This window comes from Sorangium sp. So ce119, from assembly GCF_051524405.1.
GTDB lineage: Bacteria > Myxococcota_A > Polyangia > Polyangiales > Polyangiaceae > Sorangium > Sorangium cellulosum_G.
Map to the genome: position 1 here is coordinate 3596613 of NZ_CP150310.1, position 16238 is coordinate 3612850.

Consider the following 16238-nt stretch of genomic DNA (forward strand, 5'->3'; position numbering starts at 1 on the left):
GCCGCATCGCCGCGAGCGGCTCATTGCCCGTCCAGCGGGAAGAGCTGCAGGTTCACGACGACCACGCGCTCGGGTGGCCGTGACTCGGCGATCACCGCGCGCATGTTCTGGTAATAGCTCACGTGGAGCTCTGACAGCTTCGCGAGGTCGGCCTCGGAGACGGTGAAGACGTTGAACGAGAAGCGCCCCTCCGCCTTGCGCGAGAGCCGCTCCAGCCCGACGCCGGCCCAGAAGCACTTGAGCCGGTGCTCGGCGTCCGGGTCGGCGCGCGTGTCCACGGTCCGGATCGGCGCGACGCTCCACCGCCCGCGGCTCTTGCGGATCTGGCCGGCCTCGGCGAGCCGCTCCAGGCAGCGCGCCTCGTCCTCGGCGGGGAACCCGAGCCGCCGCGCGATCCACCCCGGCTCGTGCCGCGGCAGCGCCCGGTACGACGGCATCTCCAGGGCGAGCAGGATGGCCGGCAGCAGCGGCTCCTCGTAGACGGCGCGGCGCTGCGCCTCCAGCGTGCGCCACGCCGCGCTCACCGCGGGGAGCGCCGCCGGGTCCGCGAACAGCGCCACGAAGTCGAGCAGGCGCAGCGAGCACGCCTCGACCATCCGCAGGAAGTCCGGCAGCCGCGGCTCGGCCTCGCCCGCGAGCCAGCGCGCGACAGCGTACCGGCTCCTGCCCGCCCGCCGCGCCACGTCCACGATGGGCGACATCCCGCGCATCTCGCTCAGGAGCGCCGCGACGCCCTCGGCCGACGCCGGGTCGGCGTGCGCGAGCCACGCCGGCAGCGACGGGAAGAAGCGCCCCACCGCCCCCGCGACGTCGACACCAGCGCGCCGCGCCGCCGCGAGGAACGTGGCCGCGGTGGGCCATCGCCGCCCGGACTCCCACGTGTAGACGACGTTGGTGCGGAACCCGAGCCGCCGGCTGAAGGCGCGCTGCGAGCGCCGGCCGCGGAGGGCGCGGATCAGCTCCTGCGCGAGGGATTCGTGGTCCATGTCTCGCAGGTTCGCACATCCATAGGCCTTGTTGCGGTATGGAATGTGCGAAGCTGCCCTGGCGCGGGTCGGTGAGCGAACGCAAGGTAGGCCGCAGGAGGTCTTGATCATGGGCGAGCGGCGTTGGCTTTCTTGGGCGGTCGCGGCGGTGATGAGCGCCGGGCTCTTCGGGTGCGGCGAGGGCAACCCTCAGAGCGGCCAGATCGGCGGAGTTCATGCCGGCGAGGGGGCGTGCCACGAGGAGGCGGAGGCCATCGCCGCCGACGCGGAGACCGCGCTGGGCTTCTCGGCGCAGGACGTGGTGGCCGCGCTGTCGGGCGAGCGCTCCGCCCCGCTCACGTGGGCGAAGGGGGGCAGCACGACCGCGACGGTGTCGCTGGGCGAGATCGTCTCCGCGAGCTTCGTCCGGTCCACGACGCCGCCGAGCAGCGGTTCGGGCGGCGCCGAGATGGCGCTCGCCGTCGACTGCGCCGATCACCTGCAGATCGAGGTCCCTCTGGCCTTCTCGACGGAGGACGGCGCGTTCGACGAGACGTTCACGGTCAAGCTCAGGGCCCTGCAGGTCAGCTCGGCGAGCTTCACCCACCGGATCGATCTCGACGCGCTCCAGGGAACGTACGAGGTCACCGAGGTGGATCCAGCGGAGTTCAGGGAGGTGATCGTGTACCTGAACGGTACGGTGAGCAGCACCGCTGTCGACGGCGTGATCAGCGGGGTCGCCGAGACGTTCCCCACCAGCGACGGACCGGATGGATCGGTCTCCGCGCGGATGTTCAACGTGGCGGATTTCTGAGTCGAGGCTCCGCGCTGGGGTCGTGGGGGCGAGCTTGCGCCGGAGAGGGCAGGCGGAAGAGGGCAGACGTGGGAGGGGGAGGGGAGGGCTTGGCGGTGCATGCATCCACCGCCAGTGTTCCGTCATCAGCATCGAGAGATGCCCCCATCGAGCCGCGCCCCTCCATGATAGGTTGTGCTCATGCGCCGGCCCCACTTCCCATCCGGCGTTGCGCGGGGACCCGGCAGGCGGCGCCCTCGCACCGCCGCCGTGCGCCGCGGCGGTCTGGCCCGCTGCGCCGGTGTTCTCGTGTCGCTCTGCTGGCTGGTGGGGTGTCACCCGCTGCTCGGCGAGCACCGCGTGCCCGTCGGCGTGGAGGTATTCCTTCCGGAGCAGAGCGGCGGCGCGTGCCGCGTCCGAGAGGGGGGCGACGTCCTCCGGGTGGACCCCGGGGACCGGCCGCCGGTCCATGTCGAGGCCAGGCGCGCGGGTCGCGGCGTGGTGCGGTGCGAGAACGGCGACATCGCCCTGGTCGTCGCGCCGATCGCGAAGCTGACCGTGAAGGGGCCCGCCGTCATCGAGAGCGACGTGGAGCTCGTGGCCGAGGCCCTGACCGCGCGCGGGGAGCCCTTCGATCTCGACATGGTGTCATCGCAGAGCGTGGCCTGGAGCCACCCTGATTTCCTGATGGTCAAGCCGCGGCGCTGCGGCCACATGGCGGCCCTGTGCAGCGGCTTTCTGGGCAATGGCACCCTCATGCGCGCCTACCCTCTCCACGAGCGCTGGGGCGAGGGCGACATCGTGGTGCGCATCGGCGAGGCGCGCGCCTCCCTGCGCGTGGTCACGCCGCGGGAGCGGTGAGGGGAGCGCCGTCTGCGGGATTGGCCATGGGCCGGCGTCGTCATAACGCGAGCGGCGCGGGCGTCCGTGCTCGGCGTCGCCCTGCGTCGCCGGTTGCGGAGAGGTAGACCGACGCTCAGCCGCAGCCGCCCTGGTCCTCCCCGCCGCCGCCGCCGCCGCCGCAGTTGTCCCCCTCGACGACCCACAGCCCGGTCGCTCCGTCGCACTCGGCGAACTCTGTGCCGCATTCGTTGTTGTAGAGGCACGGCCCCACGCCGTCATAGCCCTCGCAGCTCGTCCCGCTCTCGGGCAGCGCATCGGGGCACGGATTGCACTCCTCGACCCACACGCCGTCGATGCATCGGCTCCAGCAGCCCGAGCAGGCGTTGTCGCATATCTCGTCCTCGTTCGTGCAGGCCGCTCCCGGCTGAGCGCCGCCTCCCGAGTGGTCGCACTCCACGGGGCCGCCGCCGGTATCGCCCGACGCGCTCGACGACGTCCCGGGGCCGCCGCCGGTGCCGTTCGACGCGCCCGACGACGTGGTTGCTCCGGACGAGTTGCCCCCCGAGCCGGTTTCACTGGGCTGCTCGACGGGATCGGAGCAGGCGAGCACCTGGAGCAGCGCAACGGGGATGAGCCATCCAATCGAGGTCTTCATGCCGTGCCGCTGAGGCACGTGACGTGCCAGCGTAAACCGCGAGGTTTTCTGCGGGACGAGGTTGTGCCTGTGCCAGAGTGAGTCTTCTTGCACACCATCCCAGGCCCGCCCGGGCTGCGGTACGCGCGCTCCTCCTGCATGCCGCCGGAGACCCGGGGCCGACGAGAACGGCGACCTGAAATGCATTGCCGTCAGACTGGGGGCGACCCAGAAATCGATACATCAGCCCAGCTTCTGCCGCGAGGATCGCCCCTGCAACGCTGGAACTGGACGTGTCGCACTGGTCTGTCAGTTCGCCATCGGCTGTGACCACGCAGGCGGTCTCAGCGAAGCCGCCAGATTCAGCGGCTGACACGACCCCCACGCCAAGCTCGGCATAGCCATACTTCCAGAGCGTGCCGCGCATGCCGATCCCGACCCAGGCATCCCCCCGGATTCTTCAGAAAATTTACAGGGAGACGGGGAGGCGGGGAGCAAGATCCAGAAAATACTCCCTGTCTCCCCGCCTCCCTGTTCAATCTTCCCGGTTGAAAGGGCGGCAAAAGGAGGAGAGTCCTCGGGCGCTCTACTCCATCTCCTCCGCGATGAAGATCTCCGGGTTCAGCACGAGCTTCCCGTTGACGATCTTCCCGGTCCTCGTGAACAGGCTCGTCGTCCCGTCACCGTCGAGATCCCCCTCCGCGGAGACCTCGAAGCCATCCTTGCCCGGATCGGGCCCGCCGCGCGCCGGACCCTTGTAGCCCGATCCGGCGCGATAGTCGTACTGGTAGTAGGCCCGCATCGCCAGGTTGAATTGCAGGCACCGCCACCCCGAGGTGTCGTCGCCCTGGTTGAAGTCCTGTCCGGGGCTCGAGGACGGCGTGTAGCGGGCTCCCCGCGGCACGGCGGCGGGGACCGGGTTGGCCGACTTGCAGAGGTGGCGCGACGACGGCGGCACGTTCTTCTGCGAGCCCGCCGCGCGCTCGAACGCCCCCACCGCGCTGCGGGCGATCGCCAGGACCGTGTTCTTCGCCTCTGCCGTCTTCGCGGAGGCGAGGTAACGCCGGACGCCGTAGACGGCGAGCGCGGCGCTCGTGCCGAGGATCTCGACGCCGCCCTGGCCGCCGAGCGCGAGCTCGAGCCCGCGGTCGCTCGACGCGAGCGTCAGGGAGAGCAGCGTCGGCGAGGCGCCGAGGGCGCCGAAGCTCGCCGCCGCGGCCCCTTCGAGCAGGCCCGCGAAGGTCTGACGATCGAGGTACATCTCCAGGTGCGAGGGCGCCTTCGCGCGCGCCCGCGCCTCCGCGAACGACGGGCTCGCGGCCAGCGATTCCTTGTCCTTCCCGAAGCGCGCGGCGACCTGAGCGAGGAATCTCCGGTCGCCCACGCCGATCAGCACGAAGCCTTGCCTCGACTCGGCCCTCAGCTCGTTGTGGTCGTCGAGATCGTCCGCCACCCATCCCGGCCTGGTCCGGACCTTCTTCGATGTCCGCTTCATGTGCGCGGCGACCGCGTCGAACACCTTCTTCTGCGCGGCCGCATCCGCGGTCGCGATCGCGATCAGCACGGCGTTGTGCCGGAGCGCCGCATCGCGCTCGCCGCCCGCGAAGGCGAGCTTGTGCTTCGGATCGCGGTACATCCCGATCGCGGCCTCGCCGCCGAGCGCCCTGTCCACGTCGCCGAGCTCGAGCCCGACCTCGGCGAGCGCGCCCGCGGCGGCGGCCGCGACGGGCCCGCCGGCGAGCCCGTTGAAGGCGCCGAGGACGTCGCTCACGGTCTTTCCGGGCGCTCGCTGGAGGGAGAGCCCGAGCGCCACCAGGGCACCCGAGGGCAGCTTCGCCATGGCTCCGTGGTCCGTCGCCGCGAGCACGGTGCCGAGGCGGGGATACTCCGGTCCGAGGACCGCGAGCTCCACGCGGAGGCCGGGCGTGTCCTGGCTCATCGGCAGCGCCATGAAGAGCCGTGAGCCGGGCTCGGGTGCGGTGGCGCCGCCGCTGCTCATGCGGTGGAGGTCGAGCGCGAGCCACGGGTCCTTCGCGCGCTCGGCCTGGAAGAGCGCGGAGCTCCTGAACGACGCCTCGCGCTGCCCCGCGACGCGCAGGGCCCTCGCGAGCGGCTCTGGCCGGGCGCAGAGGAGGGCGACCCGCGCCTCCGCGAGCCACACGCCGTGAGCGAGCACCCTGTCCTTGTCGTCCCGGAGCGCGAACGCGCCGCCCTCGCCGGTCTCCTGCGGCAGCGCCTTCAGCAGGCGCTCGACCGGCGCCCCGTCGCGGAATCGCGCCGCCGCGCAGCCATGCCCGAGCAGGGCCCACACGGCGCCGCCCTGGGACGCCTCGCCGCCGACGAACACCATGGCGCCGTCGAGCGACGCCGTGACGTCGCGGGCGAGGTCCGGGCTCACGCCGGGCTGGCGCGCCAGGACTGCCGCGAGCTCCTGGACGAGCGCCTCCTGGACCGCCGGGGCGCTCGCGAGGAGCGCGCCCGCCTGCGGGAGGCTCGCGACGAGCACCGCGTCGCTCGGGACGACGTCGACGAGCGACTCCACGCTCCGCGGCATCGTGGGGGCGGTCGGCGGCGCGGTTGCCGCGGTCCCCGCGGTCCCCGCGGCCGCGGCCGACTGCGACGGCGGCGTCGCCGCGGTGGTGCCTCCGCAGGACGCGAGCGCGACCAGCCCGGCCGCGGTGAGAACTCTGGGTAAGGACAGGCGCCTCGACATGGATGCTCTCCTCATGCGCGGGCGTCCTGGTACACCCGACCAGCCCTCGCGTCTCCGTCAAAGCACGGCTCCACGGGGCTCCGCGTGCCCCGGTGGACGCGCGCTCCTCTTGCATGCCGCCGGAGACCCGGGGCCGCCGAGAGAGAGGCGCTGTCGAGCGTCAGCGGCGCAGCTCCTCGCGGATCTCCATCAAGATCTTTCCCAGCATGTTGACCCCGCTCCCGTCGCCGCCGTCGGCCCAGTAGGCGTCGTTCGTTGTGTGCTCGACCAGCTCGGCGTCCCCGGTGTCGAGCAGGGCGCGCTTGAGGTCCTCGTGCTGGGTGAACTTTGCCCGCACCACCTCGCGCATGATGTCGTCCTTCACCTGCTCCCAGTCGGGGCGCAGCGGTCGGCTCCGCTGTCGCCCCATGCGGGCCGCCTCACCGGGGCCGGGGGCGTTGCGGATCTCCTCCTCGTGGTGGGTGCCGGGGAACTTCTGGGCCTGGAAGTAGTGCTCGCTCGTGGGCCACACCTTGCCGTTCAGCGTGACCGGATGGCGCGAGAAGTTGGAGAAGAAGCCGTAGGCGTCGCCGGCGCGATAGAAGTTGATGACGGTCATGGACCGATTCTACCCCACGCGCTCGCGCGACGGCGCTGTTCGGGCGACCCCACCTGGGTCAGGTCGGCCTCGACACACCGGGGATCGAAGGCACCTCGACCACGCGCGAGGACCGGGAACGGCGCCAGGAGGGCGGTTGGACCGCCCCTCCAGGACCGATCTCGGTGGTCTGGGGCGGTTGCTCCGCCTCTCCACGCCCTCGCGCGGCCCGGGCTTCCGCGTCAGACCGCGGTCGCCAGCACGGTGACGGGCGTGGCCGGGAAGACGTGCTCGCGACGGCCATCGAAGCGCACGCGGACGACGTTGCCCGGCGATAGCTTCCGGAGAGACTCCTCGCCGACGAAGAGGGTCTCCTGGTCGACGAAGGCCGGACTGCCGTCGTCGGGGGCGACCTCGAAGACGACCACGACGAAGAAGCCCTTTTGCTTCACGAACTCCCGCACCACCGAGCAACGGAGGACGCGCCCGCGGCCAAGGGAGCCGAACGACGCGACCAGCGTGGAGGCAAGGTGCCGCAGGAACCGCGCGAGCTGTAGAATCGCGAAGAGGCCCCCCGCCGCGACGAGGATCAGGTACGCCGGCGACTCGACTGCCCGGGTCGCGGCCCAGGCGGCGAGCCCGGCGCCCCCGAGGACGAAGACCGCGTAGAGGAAGAAGCCGAAGCCGTTGATCGGCAGGTGACGGACGAGCGTCCAGTAGGCCGAGAGAAACACGTTCGCCACGGCTTGCTCGGCCTCGTCTCTGGACACCGACGCTGCCCGCGCATAGTGGTCGACGGCCTCGTCGCGCTTGCCGTCGACGAGCAGCTGCTTGACGCGCTCGATGTCGTCCTTCGAGGCGGTCTGAGCCCTGATCTGCGCGACGGGAGCGCCGGTGGCGGGCCGCTCGACGAAGAGGTTCGTGTTGCAGAAGATGCAGATGACGTGGCGTTGCCCCGACGCGACGGAGAGCGGTGCCCCGCAGTTGGGGCAAGAGGTCATCGAGAGCAGAAGGCTCATGAGGTAGGTGAGCCTACCTCAGACCTCGCCTGCGCTGGGCGCTGGAGCGTATCGCGCGCGGCGGGACGGCTCCGCCCTGCGTCCAGCGTCGCCACGGGCGGCACGTGCGGCCAGGTGTGCGCCCCCACCGGGCGGCGCGCGCGTCCGCCCGCGTCATTTGAGGCTGCCACGTGCCCTCGGAGGCCGGATATCCTGGCAGCATGATGAATTTTCGCGGGCTTGCGGTCGCAGCGCTCGTCGGCCTCTCGGCCTGCAGCGCCCAGGATCGCAACTTCGTCGGCGCGGGCGCGGGCGCGGGCGGAGCGGGCGGTACGGACGGTGCGGGCGGTGACAACGGTGCCGGGACGACGACGCCTTCCAGCGCGAGCACGGGCACGAGCGCCACGACGGGGTGCATGCGATCAGAGGACTGCTTCAACGGCGCAGACGACGACTGCGACGACGCCGTCGACTGCGCGGACCCGGACTGCGCCGAGGGCGCGGTCTGCCTGACGGCACCCACGAACTTCCAGCCCGGCGTCCTCGTGGACGCGACAGAGCCGTGCCCCGACGGCTTCACCGAAGAGGAGACGCTCCTCTTCCGCGGCCTCTCCGGCAGCGGGTGCGAGGGCTGCGGCTGCACGCCGAACCCGACGGACTGCGCGGCGGATCTCTACCTCTACGCGAACACGTCGCAGTGCGAGGCGGACGAGGGCCTCACCGGCGGCACCCTGGCCAAGCGGGTCGGGTTCACGTGCGACGCGATGCCGATCAACAACGGGTTCGTCAGCTGGGGCGGCGTTCGCGCGAGCCCCTTCGAGGTGATCCAGAGCTGCACCGCGACCGGCACGGCGATCCCGGCGCCGGCGCGCTGGGCCGAGTCGAAGAAGCTCTGCCACGCGAGCCCGGGCGCCGGCTGCCGCGCCGGCGAGGTCTGCGTCCCGAAGCGCTCCCCGGCGGAGCAGTGCGCGCTCGTGTCGGGCAGCGCCACCTGCAGCGGCTACGGGCGGCGCGAGAGCGACTGGTTCCGGGGCTACACCGACACCCGGACGTGCTCGTCCTGCTCCTGCAGGGCGAGCGGCGGCGATTGCAACAACGTGCGGGTCGAGCTCGGTAACGACTACAGCTGCTTCGATCACGCGCATCTGTCGCAGGACGGCCGGTACTGCGGTTACGCCTACTCGCCCCCAGCGCACCTCGTCGGCACGCCGACCAACTCGACCTGCACCGCGCGCACGAGCCTCAGCGGCTCGCTGGATCCGACGGGGCAGTCGACGCTCTGTTGCGTCGAGTAGACGCGGGGGCGCGCCCGCGCCGCGCGCGGCCAGGCCGCGTTCGGCGGCCCCGCAAGGGGCGGCGCGGGGGCGCCGAGCTTCTCCGCCGCGCGCGTCACGTCGGGAAGTCCGTCGACGCCGAGACGGCGCGCCACGCGGCGAGCTCCTGCGTCACGAACGCGTTCTTCGCCTCGATCGCAGCGATGGCGTCGGTGCCGAGCGGAAGCCGGATCGGCGGGTTCTTCGCGCCGGCGAGCTCGACGACCACGCGGGCGAGCCGCGCCGGATCGCCAGGCTGCTGGAGGCTGACCTCCTTCGCGTGGCTCCGGACCTTGCCCGCCGTCTCCGCATAATCGGCGATGACCTTTCCCGTCGCCACGACGGACTTCGCCTCCAGGAACTCCGTTCGGAAGTAGCCCGGCTCGAGGACCGTCACCCCGATGCCGAGCGGCGCGAGCTCCGCGTGCAGCGCCTCCGAGATCGCCTCGACGGCGAACTTCGTCGAGCAGTAGATGCCGAACCCAGGGCCCGACCGGTAGCCGCCTACCGACGAGAGGTTCAAGATCAGGCCGGCGCGCTGCTTCCGGAGCTGCGGAAGCGCGGCGCGCGTCACCGCGAGGAGGCCGAACACGTTCGTCTCGAAGACGCGCCGCACCTCGTCGCCCTCGGTCTCCTCGATCGCGCCGACGACGCCGTAGCCGGCGTTGTTCACCAGCACATCGATCCGGCCGAACCGGTTGACGGCAGCCTCGACCGCGGCGGCGACGGACGCCTCGTCCGTCACGTCGAGCGCGAGGGGGAGGAGCGCCTCGGGCTGCCCGAAGCGGTCCGTGATGCTCCTCGGATCGCGCGCGGTCGCGACCACCCGATCGCCGGTGGCGAGCGCCGCGCTCGCGATCTCCGCGCCGATTCCGCGCGACGCGCCCGTGATGAACCACACCCGCTTGTTCTCGCTCGCTTCCATGGGGATCTCCTCTCGTGTCCGGGGGTTGCGCCCCCCTCGCAAGAACGAAGATGCAGCATCGCGACCATGAAGATAATGCGCAAAATGGTTGATGCTTCATGAACCCATGATTCATAATCCGGCATGGCCGACGCGCTCGACGGGCTCACGACGTTCCTCGCCGTGGGCCGCTGCAGGAGCTTCACCGCCGCCGCCGCCGCGCTCGGCGTCACCCCCACCGCCGTGAGCCAGAAGATCAAGCTCCTCGAGCGACGGTACGGCGTGGTGCTGTTTCAGCGGACCACGAGGCGCGTCGCGCTCACGGAGCCTGGCGCGAGCCTCTTTCAGCGCCTGCAGCCCGCGCTCGCCGACGTCGAAGGCGCGCTCGCCGCGCTCGGTGACTACCGCGGACGTCCCTCCGGGAACCTCCGCATCACCGCGCCGCGCATGAGCGGCGCATGGCTCCTCGCTCCGCTCGTGGCGCAGATGCGGGAGGCGTATCCGGAGCTGTCCATCGAGGTTTCGCTCGACGATGCCTTCGTCGACCTCGTGGCGGCCGGCTTCGACGCGGGCATCCGGCTCGGCGACGCGGTCGAGAAGGACATGGTGCGGGTTCCGATCACGAGCCACTCGTCGTGGTCGATCGTCGGCTCGCCGGCCTACCTCGAGAGGGCGGGGCGGCCGCGCGCGCCGGAGGAGCTCGTCCACCATCGCGCCATCCGCCAGCGCCTCATCGCGAGCGGCACCGTCTATCGGTGGGAGCTCGAACGCCGGGGCAAGACGATCACGGTCGATGTTCCCGGCGGCATCGTCGTCGACGATATCGCGCTCATGGTCGCGCTCGCGTGCGCGGGGTCGGGCCTCGCGTACGTACCCGACCAGGCCATCGAGCGCGACCTCTCCGAGGGACGGCTGGAGCGCGTGCTCGAGGCGTTCATCACGAAGGGACCTGGCTTCTACCTGTACTTCCCGGCGCGCACGCAGGAGCAGCCAAAGCTCCGCGCGCTGATCGAGAGCGTCACGAGCGCTCGCCGGCAGAAGGTCAAGCGTCGTTCAGGTCGGACCGGCGTCTCCGGTGGTGGGGGCCCCGCGTGATTCCGGATCCACCGCGCCACCCGGGGGTGGCTGGAGCTCTCGGCGTCAGAGCGTCTCGAGGTACGCGACGAGCGCGTCGATCTGGGCCGGCGTGAGCGCCGAGGTGACGCCGTGTCGATCCCCTCCGCCGCACGGGCCGAAGCGGTCGTGGAGCGTCGCGGCGCAGCCATCATGCATGTACGGGGCGCGCGCGGCGAGCCCGCGCAGCGAGGGCACCTGGAAGGGCCGGCCCGTGCCCACGTCGACGGTCTCGTTGTTCGTGAGCGTCTCGCCGGAATGGCACGTCGCGCACGCGAGGGTCGGGTCGTTGAAGAGCGCCTCGCCGCGCGCCGCGGCGCCTTCGTCCGCCGGCTTCGACGGGGGCAGGGCCTTGATCGCGTCGAGCCACGCCGCGAACGCGTCGAGGTGAGCGGCGTCCGGAAGCGAGCGGCCCATCCGCTTCTCGAGCACCTCCCTCATGAAGCCCCTGAAGTCTTTCAGGTCACCGTCCCAGTGCAGCGGCGCCGTCGCGAGGACGCCGCCTGCGACCGATTGCGTGCGGCGCGGTCCGACGGGCTCGAAGTTCCATACCCGGCCATCCTCATGCCCCTCCGGGTGGCAGGAAGCGCAGGAGATGGCGCGGAATCCACGGTCGTCGCCATGGAAGAGGGTATGGGAATCGTCGAGCCGGCTCTCCCCGGGAAGCTCGAGCGTGCCGATAGCCTCGCCGCTGATGGCCCCGAAGCGCCGGATGCTCGGCGGCTCCCGTATCTGCACGAGCAGGTTTCTCTCTCCGTCGTAGCCGACGGCGATGGGCTGTTCCCTGGCGCCGACAAAGAAGCGGCGCTGGTCAGGGGCGAGCGAGCAGGTGTCGATCCCGTCGTTCCGCTCGAGGGACTCGAGCGGCGCCTCGATGACATCGCCGCTGCCCGCCTGCACGATCGCGGCGCTGAGCCCATCCGGCGACACAGCGATGTCGACCGCGAGCAGCCCGACCCCGATGCCGCCAACACCATGCCTGGACAGGGGCGGGCTCGACGGATGGGCCTCGCCGGGCAGCGGTCGCATGAGGGTCACCGCGGTATGGAGCAAGCGCCGGTCGCAGTGCCACGAGTAGTAGACGTCGTCCCCCGTGCTGCTGACGGGGCTGACGAGGCTGCGCTGGTGCAGCATGGCCACGCCGCCCCCGGGCAGCGGGACCGTCCTCCACGCCACCCCCGGCTCGAACTCACGCGCGTCGTTCTCGAGGTCGTACAGCTCGCCCGGGATGTACGAAAGCGGCCTGATGCGCTCGACCACCGTCCCGTCCTTCGCGACCACGAGGAGCTCGGAGGACCGGAAGCGGCTCACGAGGAGCGAGTCCCCCTCGACGACAACGTCGCGCAGGTCGCGGTCGAGGCGGAGCTCGCGGAGCGGCGGGGCAGCGACATCCGAGGAGAGCGTCACGAGCTCGCCGCCCGCGCACGCCACGTGGAGCAGGTCTGTCGAGGCGTCGTACGCGATCCCGCGGGGCGTGGGGCAAACGGCCCTGCGGCGCATCTCCTTGGTGGCGAGATCGATCGTGACCACCGCTCCCCCGCGGCGGAGCGCCACATGAACGGAGCCAGCCGCCCCCTCGGCCACGCGCCCGGGCTCGTCGTCCTTCTCCAGACGGAGGATGGCGTCCACCTCGAAGCTGGCGAGGTCGACGATCGAGATCCTGTCGCGGTCCGGATCCGCAGCAACGGCGACCGCCTTGTCGGCAGTGACAAGGAGCGTCCCGCCGCTGATCGGGGGAGGCGGCACCGCGGAGATCTTGGGGGGCGGAGCTGGCTCCTGGGACTCGCCGGACGGTGCGTTCTCGTCCCACGGTTCGTTATAGCCTGAGAGCACGTTGCACCCGGCGATGGCCGAGATCATGGCGGTGAGCGTGGTGAGCCCCGCTCCGGATCGAGCTTTCATTGCGCCTCCTGCGACCGGCGCGGCATTGCAAGAAGGTTGCCGGGGTCGTGCATCGAGCCTCGGACGACAACCGCTCTCCCCGTGATAGGCGAGATCGCAGCGGGCGCGCCGGATTCAGGGGGCGCGCGCACGGCGCATGGATTCGCCTTCTCCGCCTGGGGCACAGCCTTCCGGCGGCCGGAATCGTGCCGGATGACGCAAGATGTATACGCTGGAAGGATAGCGTGTTGCCGCGATTCCACATGTGGCGATCGACAGCGGCGCGACCCGGACCAGGTTGAGGTCGCAGACCGACAGGTCCCCGGCCGGGACGCTCAGGCGGGCGCGGGGCGCGCGAACGCGCCGAGGAAGCGCGTCGCGAGGGCGGCGTCGCCGGCGATCGCGACGCCGCGCGGCTCGCGTCCCGCGAATCCGGCGAAGACGACGGCGCGGAGCGCGCGCGCGGTCGCGGTGATCGTCGCGTCGGGCGCCTCCGGCTCGCCGCGCGCCACCGACAGGGCGCCGCACGCGATCTCGACCGAGAACGGCTCGCCGTCGAGGACGACCGCGAGCCTCCCGCGCGAGAGCGCGCCGGGGTCGAACGTGGTGCGGAGCGCGATCATCAGCGCGCTCGGGCTGAGCTCGCCGCTCGGCAGCGGGACCGCCCGGCTTCCCCAGCGGGCCAGCGACACGATCACCGGCTCGAGCTCGCGCCCCCGGGGCGTGAGCTCGTAGACCGTCGCCGCGACGGGCGGCGCGAGCGCGCGCCGCTGCACCACGCCGGCGTCCTCGAGCTCCCGCAGCCGCTGCGACAGCACGTTGGGGCTGGCGGAAGGAAGCCCGGCGCGCAGATCGGTGAAGCGCCGCGGGCCGAGGAGGAGCTCGCGCACGACGAGGAGCGCCCACCGCTCTCCCACGCGGTCGAGGGCGCGCGCGATCCCGCACGGATCCTGGTAGCTACGCATGGGTCCACGATGGAGTTTGATTTCAGGACCGTCCAGTCCTGATTCAGGACTGACGCCTGACAACGAGGTCACGCGAGGAGGTTGGCGGGCTCCTGGACGACCGAGGCCGGGCGCCAGCAGACGCCCGAGGTCGCCGAGGGCATGGTCCGAATGCCTAGATCTCGGAGTAGGCGCGGGAGATGACCCGCCGGGCCACCGACTGGACGCCGGTGTGCTCGTAGTAGCTGGTCATCACGTCGAGCGCCGCGGCCACGACGTCGAGCTTGTCGTCCGAGAGGGAGATGCGCTCGCGCACCTTGTCGAGGACGCCGGACTGCGTGATGCCCTTCTCCTGCACGAGCTGGGTGACCTTGCCGCCGGCCTGCTCGAGGTTCTTCTGGATGAGGGCCTTGTGCTCCTGCGGGCCGCCACCGGGAAGGTACTTGGCCACGGCGTTGTAGAGCTTGCTCTCGGTGAGCGCCGAGCCGGAGACGGCGGCGGTGATCTTCTCCATGAAGTTCGGCCCCAGCGGCAGCACGCAGTCGATGGCCGCGAAGGCCGCCAGGCGCATGATGTCGCTCTTGCCGTAGCTGCCGATGGCCTTGGCGAAGTCGGCCACCCCGTCGCCGGGGATGCCGTTCACGAACACGAACGAGGCCAGCTCGCACGCGAACTTGATGCCCGCGTCCACCGCCTGCGCCGCCTCCGGCTGCGGGGTGATGGCCTTCAGGAAGCCGAGATCGAACTTCTGGCCGATGAGGTTCACCGCCGAGGCGGCGGCGATGGTCTTGTCCAGGCTGTCCACCATCTGGAAGCACCAGACCGCCTTCTGGTAGCCGTTCGACGGGTCGGTGTAGAGCTGGATGGCGCGCTGGCCGACCTGCTGGATGAGGTCCTGGTCGCTCTCGCCCGTCTCGTCGGCGATGAGCTCGTCGAAGTTCGTGATGTTCTTCCACTGGCCGGGGGCGATCCAGTCCAGGGCGTGGAGCACGGCGCCGGTGACGCTGGTGCCGGGCAGGTCGTTGACCAGCTTGAAGATGGGATCGTCGCTGTCGCTCATGGACTCTCTCCGGTGGCTACTTGGTGGGGGGATTGAAGGAGCGCAGCCCGCCGAGATCGAACTTCTCGATCAGGGCTTTGCGCGCGGCGTGATCCATGGCCTGCGACGAGACCTTGATCTGCCAGCGGTCGGCGACGAGCGCCGTCGTCTGGTTCTTGCCCACCGTGGTCAGCGGGTCGCTGCCCAGCTTCTCGGTGGCGTCGGCGAACTTCTTGCGAGCGTCCTCGTTCTGGACGAGGTCGCTGATCGAGAGCGTGGCCTCGGCGCCCTCCTTCGCGTACTTGGCCTGCACGAAGCCGTCCTTCTCCTGCTCGAACGTGCGCTTCAGTCCATCGACGCCGTCGGACGGGAAGAAGGCGTTCAGCTTGCCGCCCTCGACCGCCTTGGGCGCGTCACCCTTGGCCTTCTCCTCGGCGCGCTGTTCGGCCGCCTCCTGCGCCCCCTCCCAGCGCTCGTTCTTGTCCTTGCAGCCGGTCGCTCCCGAGAGCAGCCCGGCGAGACAGAGCGCGCCGAGCCATCGCCATTCGAGCATCTTCGCTCCTCCTTCGCGCTTGCGAGCGCGCCGCGACCATAGCGCACCCGGTCCGCAGCGCCTGCGCTGAACGGCGCGCGCGGTGACGATGGGGCGCCCGTATTCACCTCGGACGGACGGCCCTTGCGCCGTCGGCGCCGCGCTTTCGAGCGTCTGGTCGCGTGGAAGGGAGCCCGGCGCGCGGATCGGTGGAGCGCCGCGGGCCGAGGAGGAGCTCGCGCACGACGAGGAGCGCCACCGCGCTCCCACACGGTCGAGGGCACGCGGTCGAGGGCGCGCGCGATCCCGCACGGATCCTGGTAGCTACGCATGGGGCCAACGATGGAGTTTGACTTCAGGACCACCAAGTCCTAATTCAGGACTGACGCCTGACGACGAGGTCACGCGAGGAGGTTGCGATGAGAAAGCTGACGGTGTTCGAGAACGTCTCGCTGGACGGCTACTTCGTCGATGCGCGAGGCGACATGAGCTGGGCCCACGCGTCCTCCGCGGGTGATCCCGAGTGGGCGCGCTTCACCTCCGAGAACGCCAGGCGCGGCCGGGGCACGCTGCTCTTTGGCCGCAAGACCTACGAGCTCATGGCGGGCTTCTGGACGACCGAGGCCGCGCGCCAGCAGATGCCCGAGGTCGCCGAGGGCATGGCCCGGATGGAGAAGCTCGTCGTCTCGCGCACGCTCGAGCAGGTCGGCTGGACGAACGCCTCCCTGCTCCGCGACGACCTGGTGGAGCGGATCGCCGCGATGAAGCAGGGCAGCGGCGAGCCGATCCTGGTGATGGGGAGCGGCACGATCGTGGCGCAGCTCGCGCGCGCCGGGCTCATCGACGGCTACACGTTCGTCATCGTGCCGATCCTGCTCGGCGGCGGCCGCACCCTCTTCGAGGGCCTCGACCACGCCATCGGGCTCCGCCGCGTCTCCGAGCGCACCTTCGAGAACGGCAACATCGTCGCGACGTACGAGCCGAGGTGA

15 protein-coding genes are annotated in these 16238 nt (G+C 71.1%); 5 read left to right on the forward strand and 10 right to left on the reverse strand.

The annotated features are described in order from the left end of the window. Nucleotides 1–20: 20 nt before the first annotated feature. Complete coding sequence (locus WME76_RS13435; protein WP_437960523.1) at nt 21–986, reverse strand: DUF4423 domain-containing protein; 966 nt, start codon at nt 984–986, stop codon at nt 21–23. A 109-nt stretch (nt 987–1095) separates the two neighbouring features. Here WME76_RS13435 and WME76_RS13440 point away from each other — a divergent pair, with 109 nt between their 5' ends. Together WME76_RS13440 and WME76_RS13445 are read left to right on the forward strand one after the other, a co-directional pair. Continuing rightward, a complete protein-coding gene (locus WME76_RS13440) occupies nt 1096–1779 on the forward strand; it encodes a hypothetical protein (RefSeq protein ID WP_437960524.1) in 684 nt (227 codons plus the stop codon). A gap of 288 nt (nt 1780–2067) precedes the next feature. Continuing rightward, nucleotides 2068–2619, forward strand: a complete 552-nt coding sequence (locus WME76_RS13445; RefSeq protein WP_437960525.1) for a hypothetical protein — start codon at nt 2068–2070, stop codon at nt 2617–2619. A 115-nt stretch (nt 2620–2734) separates the two neighbouring features. Here WME76_RS13445 and WME76_RS13450 read toward each other — a convergent pair whose 3' ends face one another. From WME76_RS13450 to WME76_RS13465, 4 genes are all read right to left on the reverse strand, one after another. Continuing rightward, nucleotides 2735–3256, reverse strand: a complete 522-nt coding sequence (locus WME76_RS13450; protein ID WP_437960526.1) for a hypothetical protein — start codon at nt 3254–3256, stop codon at nt 2735–2737. 565 nt (nt 3257–3821) lie between these two features. Continuing rightward, nucleotides 3822–5948, reverse strand: coding sequence for a hypothetical protein (locus WME76_RS13455; protein ID WP_437960527.1), 2127 nt, complete (start codon nt 5946–5948; stop codon nt 3822–3824). A gap of 160 nt (nt 5949–6108) precedes the next feature. After that, on the reverse strand, nt 6109–6546 hold the full coding sequence (locus WME76_RS13460) for an NADAR family protein (RefSeq protein ID WP_437960528.1): 438 nt from the start codon (nt 6544–6546) through the stop codon (nt 6109–6111). 221 nt (nt 6547–6767) lie between these two features. Then, nucleotides 6768–7544 (reverse strand): hypothetical protein, encoded by a 777-nt coding sequence (locus WME76_RS13465; RefSeq protein ID WP_437960529.1) that lies wholly within the window; start codon nt 7542–7544, stop codon nt 6768–6770. 200 nt (nt 7545–7744) lie between these two features. Between WME76_RS13465 and WME76_RS13470 the strand changes: the two genes are divergently transcribed. Further along, complete coding sequence (locus WME76_RS13470; RefSeq protein ID WP_437960530.1) at nt 7745–8818, forward strand: hypothetical protein; 1074 nt, start codon at nt 7745–7747, stop codon at nt 8816–8818. Nucleotides 8819–8912: 94 nt separating this feature from the next. Here the strand turns inward: WME76_RS13470 and WME76_RS13475 are convergent, their stop codons facing one another. Then, nucleotides 8913–9761: an oxidoreductase gene (locus tag WME76_RS13475; protein WP_437960531.1), complete on the reverse strand. Its 849-nt coding sequence runs from the start codon at nt 9759–9761 to the stop codon at nt 8913–8915. A 123-nt stretch (nt 9762–9884) separates the two neighbouring features. On the opposite strand from WME76_RS13475, the gene WME76_RS13480 reads away from it, so the two are divergent. Beyond that, nucleotides 9885–10835 (forward strand): LysR family transcriptional regulator, encoded by a 951-nt coding sequence (locus tag WME76_RS13480; RefSeq protein WP_437960532.1) that lies wholly within the window; start codon nt 9885–9887, stop codon nt 10833–10835. A 45-nt stretch (nt 10836–10880) separates the two neighbouring features. Here the strand turns inward: WME76_RS13480 and WME76_RS13485 are convergent, their stop codons facing one another. The 4 genes from WME76_RS13485 to WME76_RS13500 all read right to left on the reverse strand — a co-directional run bounded on the left by WME76_RS13485 (nt 10881) and on the right by WME76_RS13500 (nt 15270). After that, nucleotides 10881–12755 (reverse strand): c-type cytochrome, encoded by a 1875-nt coding sequence (locus tag WME76_RS13485; RefSeq protein ID WP_437960533.1) that lies wholly within the window; start codon nt 12753–12755, stop codon nt 10881–10883. A 314-nt stretch (nt 12756–13069) separates the two neighbouring features. Then, nucleotides 13070–13699, reverse strand: a complete 630-nt coding sequence (locus tag WME76_RS13490) for a winged helix-turn-helix transcriptional regulator (RefSeq protein WP_437960534.1) — start codon at nt 13697–13699, stop codon at nt 13070–13072. Between the two features lie 154 nt (nt 13700–13853). Then, entirely contained in the window at nt 13854–14738 is an 885-nt protein-coding gene (locus WME76_RS13495) for a hypothetical protein (RefSeq protein WP_437960535.1), read from the reverse strand. A 16-nt stretch (nt 14739–14754) separates the two neighbouring features. Then, nucleotides 14755–15270: a hypothetical protein gene (locus WME76_RS13500; RefSeq protein WP_437960536.1), complete on the reverse strand. Its 516-nt coding sequence runs from the start codon at nt 15268–15270 to the stop codon at nt 14755–14757. A 398-nt stretch (nt 15271–15668) separates the two neighbouring features. On the opposite strand from WME76_RS13500, the gene WME76_RS13505 reads away from it, so the two are divergent. Then, entirely contained in the window at nt 15669–16238 is a 570-nt protein-coding gene (locus tag WME76_RS13505) for a dihydrofolate reductase family protein (protein ID WP_437960537.1), read from the forward strand.

What these genes read in the sequence shown, in the direction of transcription:
- WME76_RS13435 (WP_437960523.1), bottom strand. Translation starts at nt 986, where the DNA reads ATGGACCACGAATCCCTCGCGCAGGAGCTGATCCGCGCCCTCCGCGGC.
- WME76_RS13440 (WP_437960524.1), top strand. Translation starts at nt 1,096, where the DNA reads ATGGGCGAGCGGCGTTGGCTTTCTTGGGCGGTCGCGGCGGTGATGAGC.
- WME76_RS13450 (WP_437960526.1), bottom strand. Translation starts at nt 3,256, where the DNA reads ATGAAGACCTCGATTGGATGGCTCATCCCCGTTGCGCTGCTCCAGGTG.
- WME76_RS13455 (WP_437960527.1), bottom strand. Translation starts at nt 5,948, where the DNA reads ATGTCGAGGCGCCTGTCCTTACCCAGAGTTCTCACCGCGGCCGGGCTG.
- WME76_RS13460 (WP_437960528.1), bottom strand. Translation starts at nt 6,546, where the DNA reads ATGACCGTCATCAACTTCTATCGCGCCGGCGACGCCTACGGCTTCTTC.
- WME76_RS13465 (WP_437960529.1), bottom strand. Translation starts at nt 7,544, where the DNA reads ATGAGCCTTCTGCTCTCGATGACCTCTTGCCCCAACTGCGGGGCACCG.
- WME76_RS13470 (WP_437960530.1), top strand. Translation starts at nt 7,745, where the DNA reads ATGATGAATTTTCGCGGGCTTGCGGTCGCAGCGCTCGTCGGCCTCTCG.
- WME76_RS13475 (WP_437960531.1), bottom strand. Translation starts at nt 9,761, where the DNA reads ATGGAAGCGAGCGAGAACAAGCGGGTGTGGTTCATCACGGGCGCGTCG.
- WME76_RS13480 (WP_437960532.1), top strand. Translation starts at nt 9,885, where the DNA reads ATGGCCGACGCGCTCGACGGGCTCACGACGTTCCTCGCCGTGGGCCGC.
- WME76_RS13485 (WP_437960533.1), bottom strand. Translation starts at nt 12,755, where the DNA reads ATGAAAGCTCGATCCGGAGCGGGGCTCACCACGCTCACCGCCATGATC.
- WME76_RS13490 (WP_437960534.1), bottom strand. Translation starts at nt 13,699, where the DNA reads ATGCGTAGCTACCAGGATCCGTGCGGGATCGCGCGCGCCCTCGACCGC.
- WME76_RS13495 (WP_437960535.1), bottom strand. Translation starts at nt 14,738, where the DNA reads ATGAGCGACAGCGACGATCCCATCTTCAAGCTGGTCAACGACCTGCCC.
- WME76_RS13500 (WP_437960536.1), bottom strand. Translation starts at nt 15,270, where the DNA reads ATGCTCGAATGGCGATGGCTCGGCGCGCTCTGTCTCGCCGGGCTGCTC.
- WME76_RS13505 (WP_437960537.1), top strand. Translation starts at nt 15,669, where the DNA reads ATGAGAAAGCTGACGGTGTTCGAGAACGTCTCGCTGGACGGCTACTTC.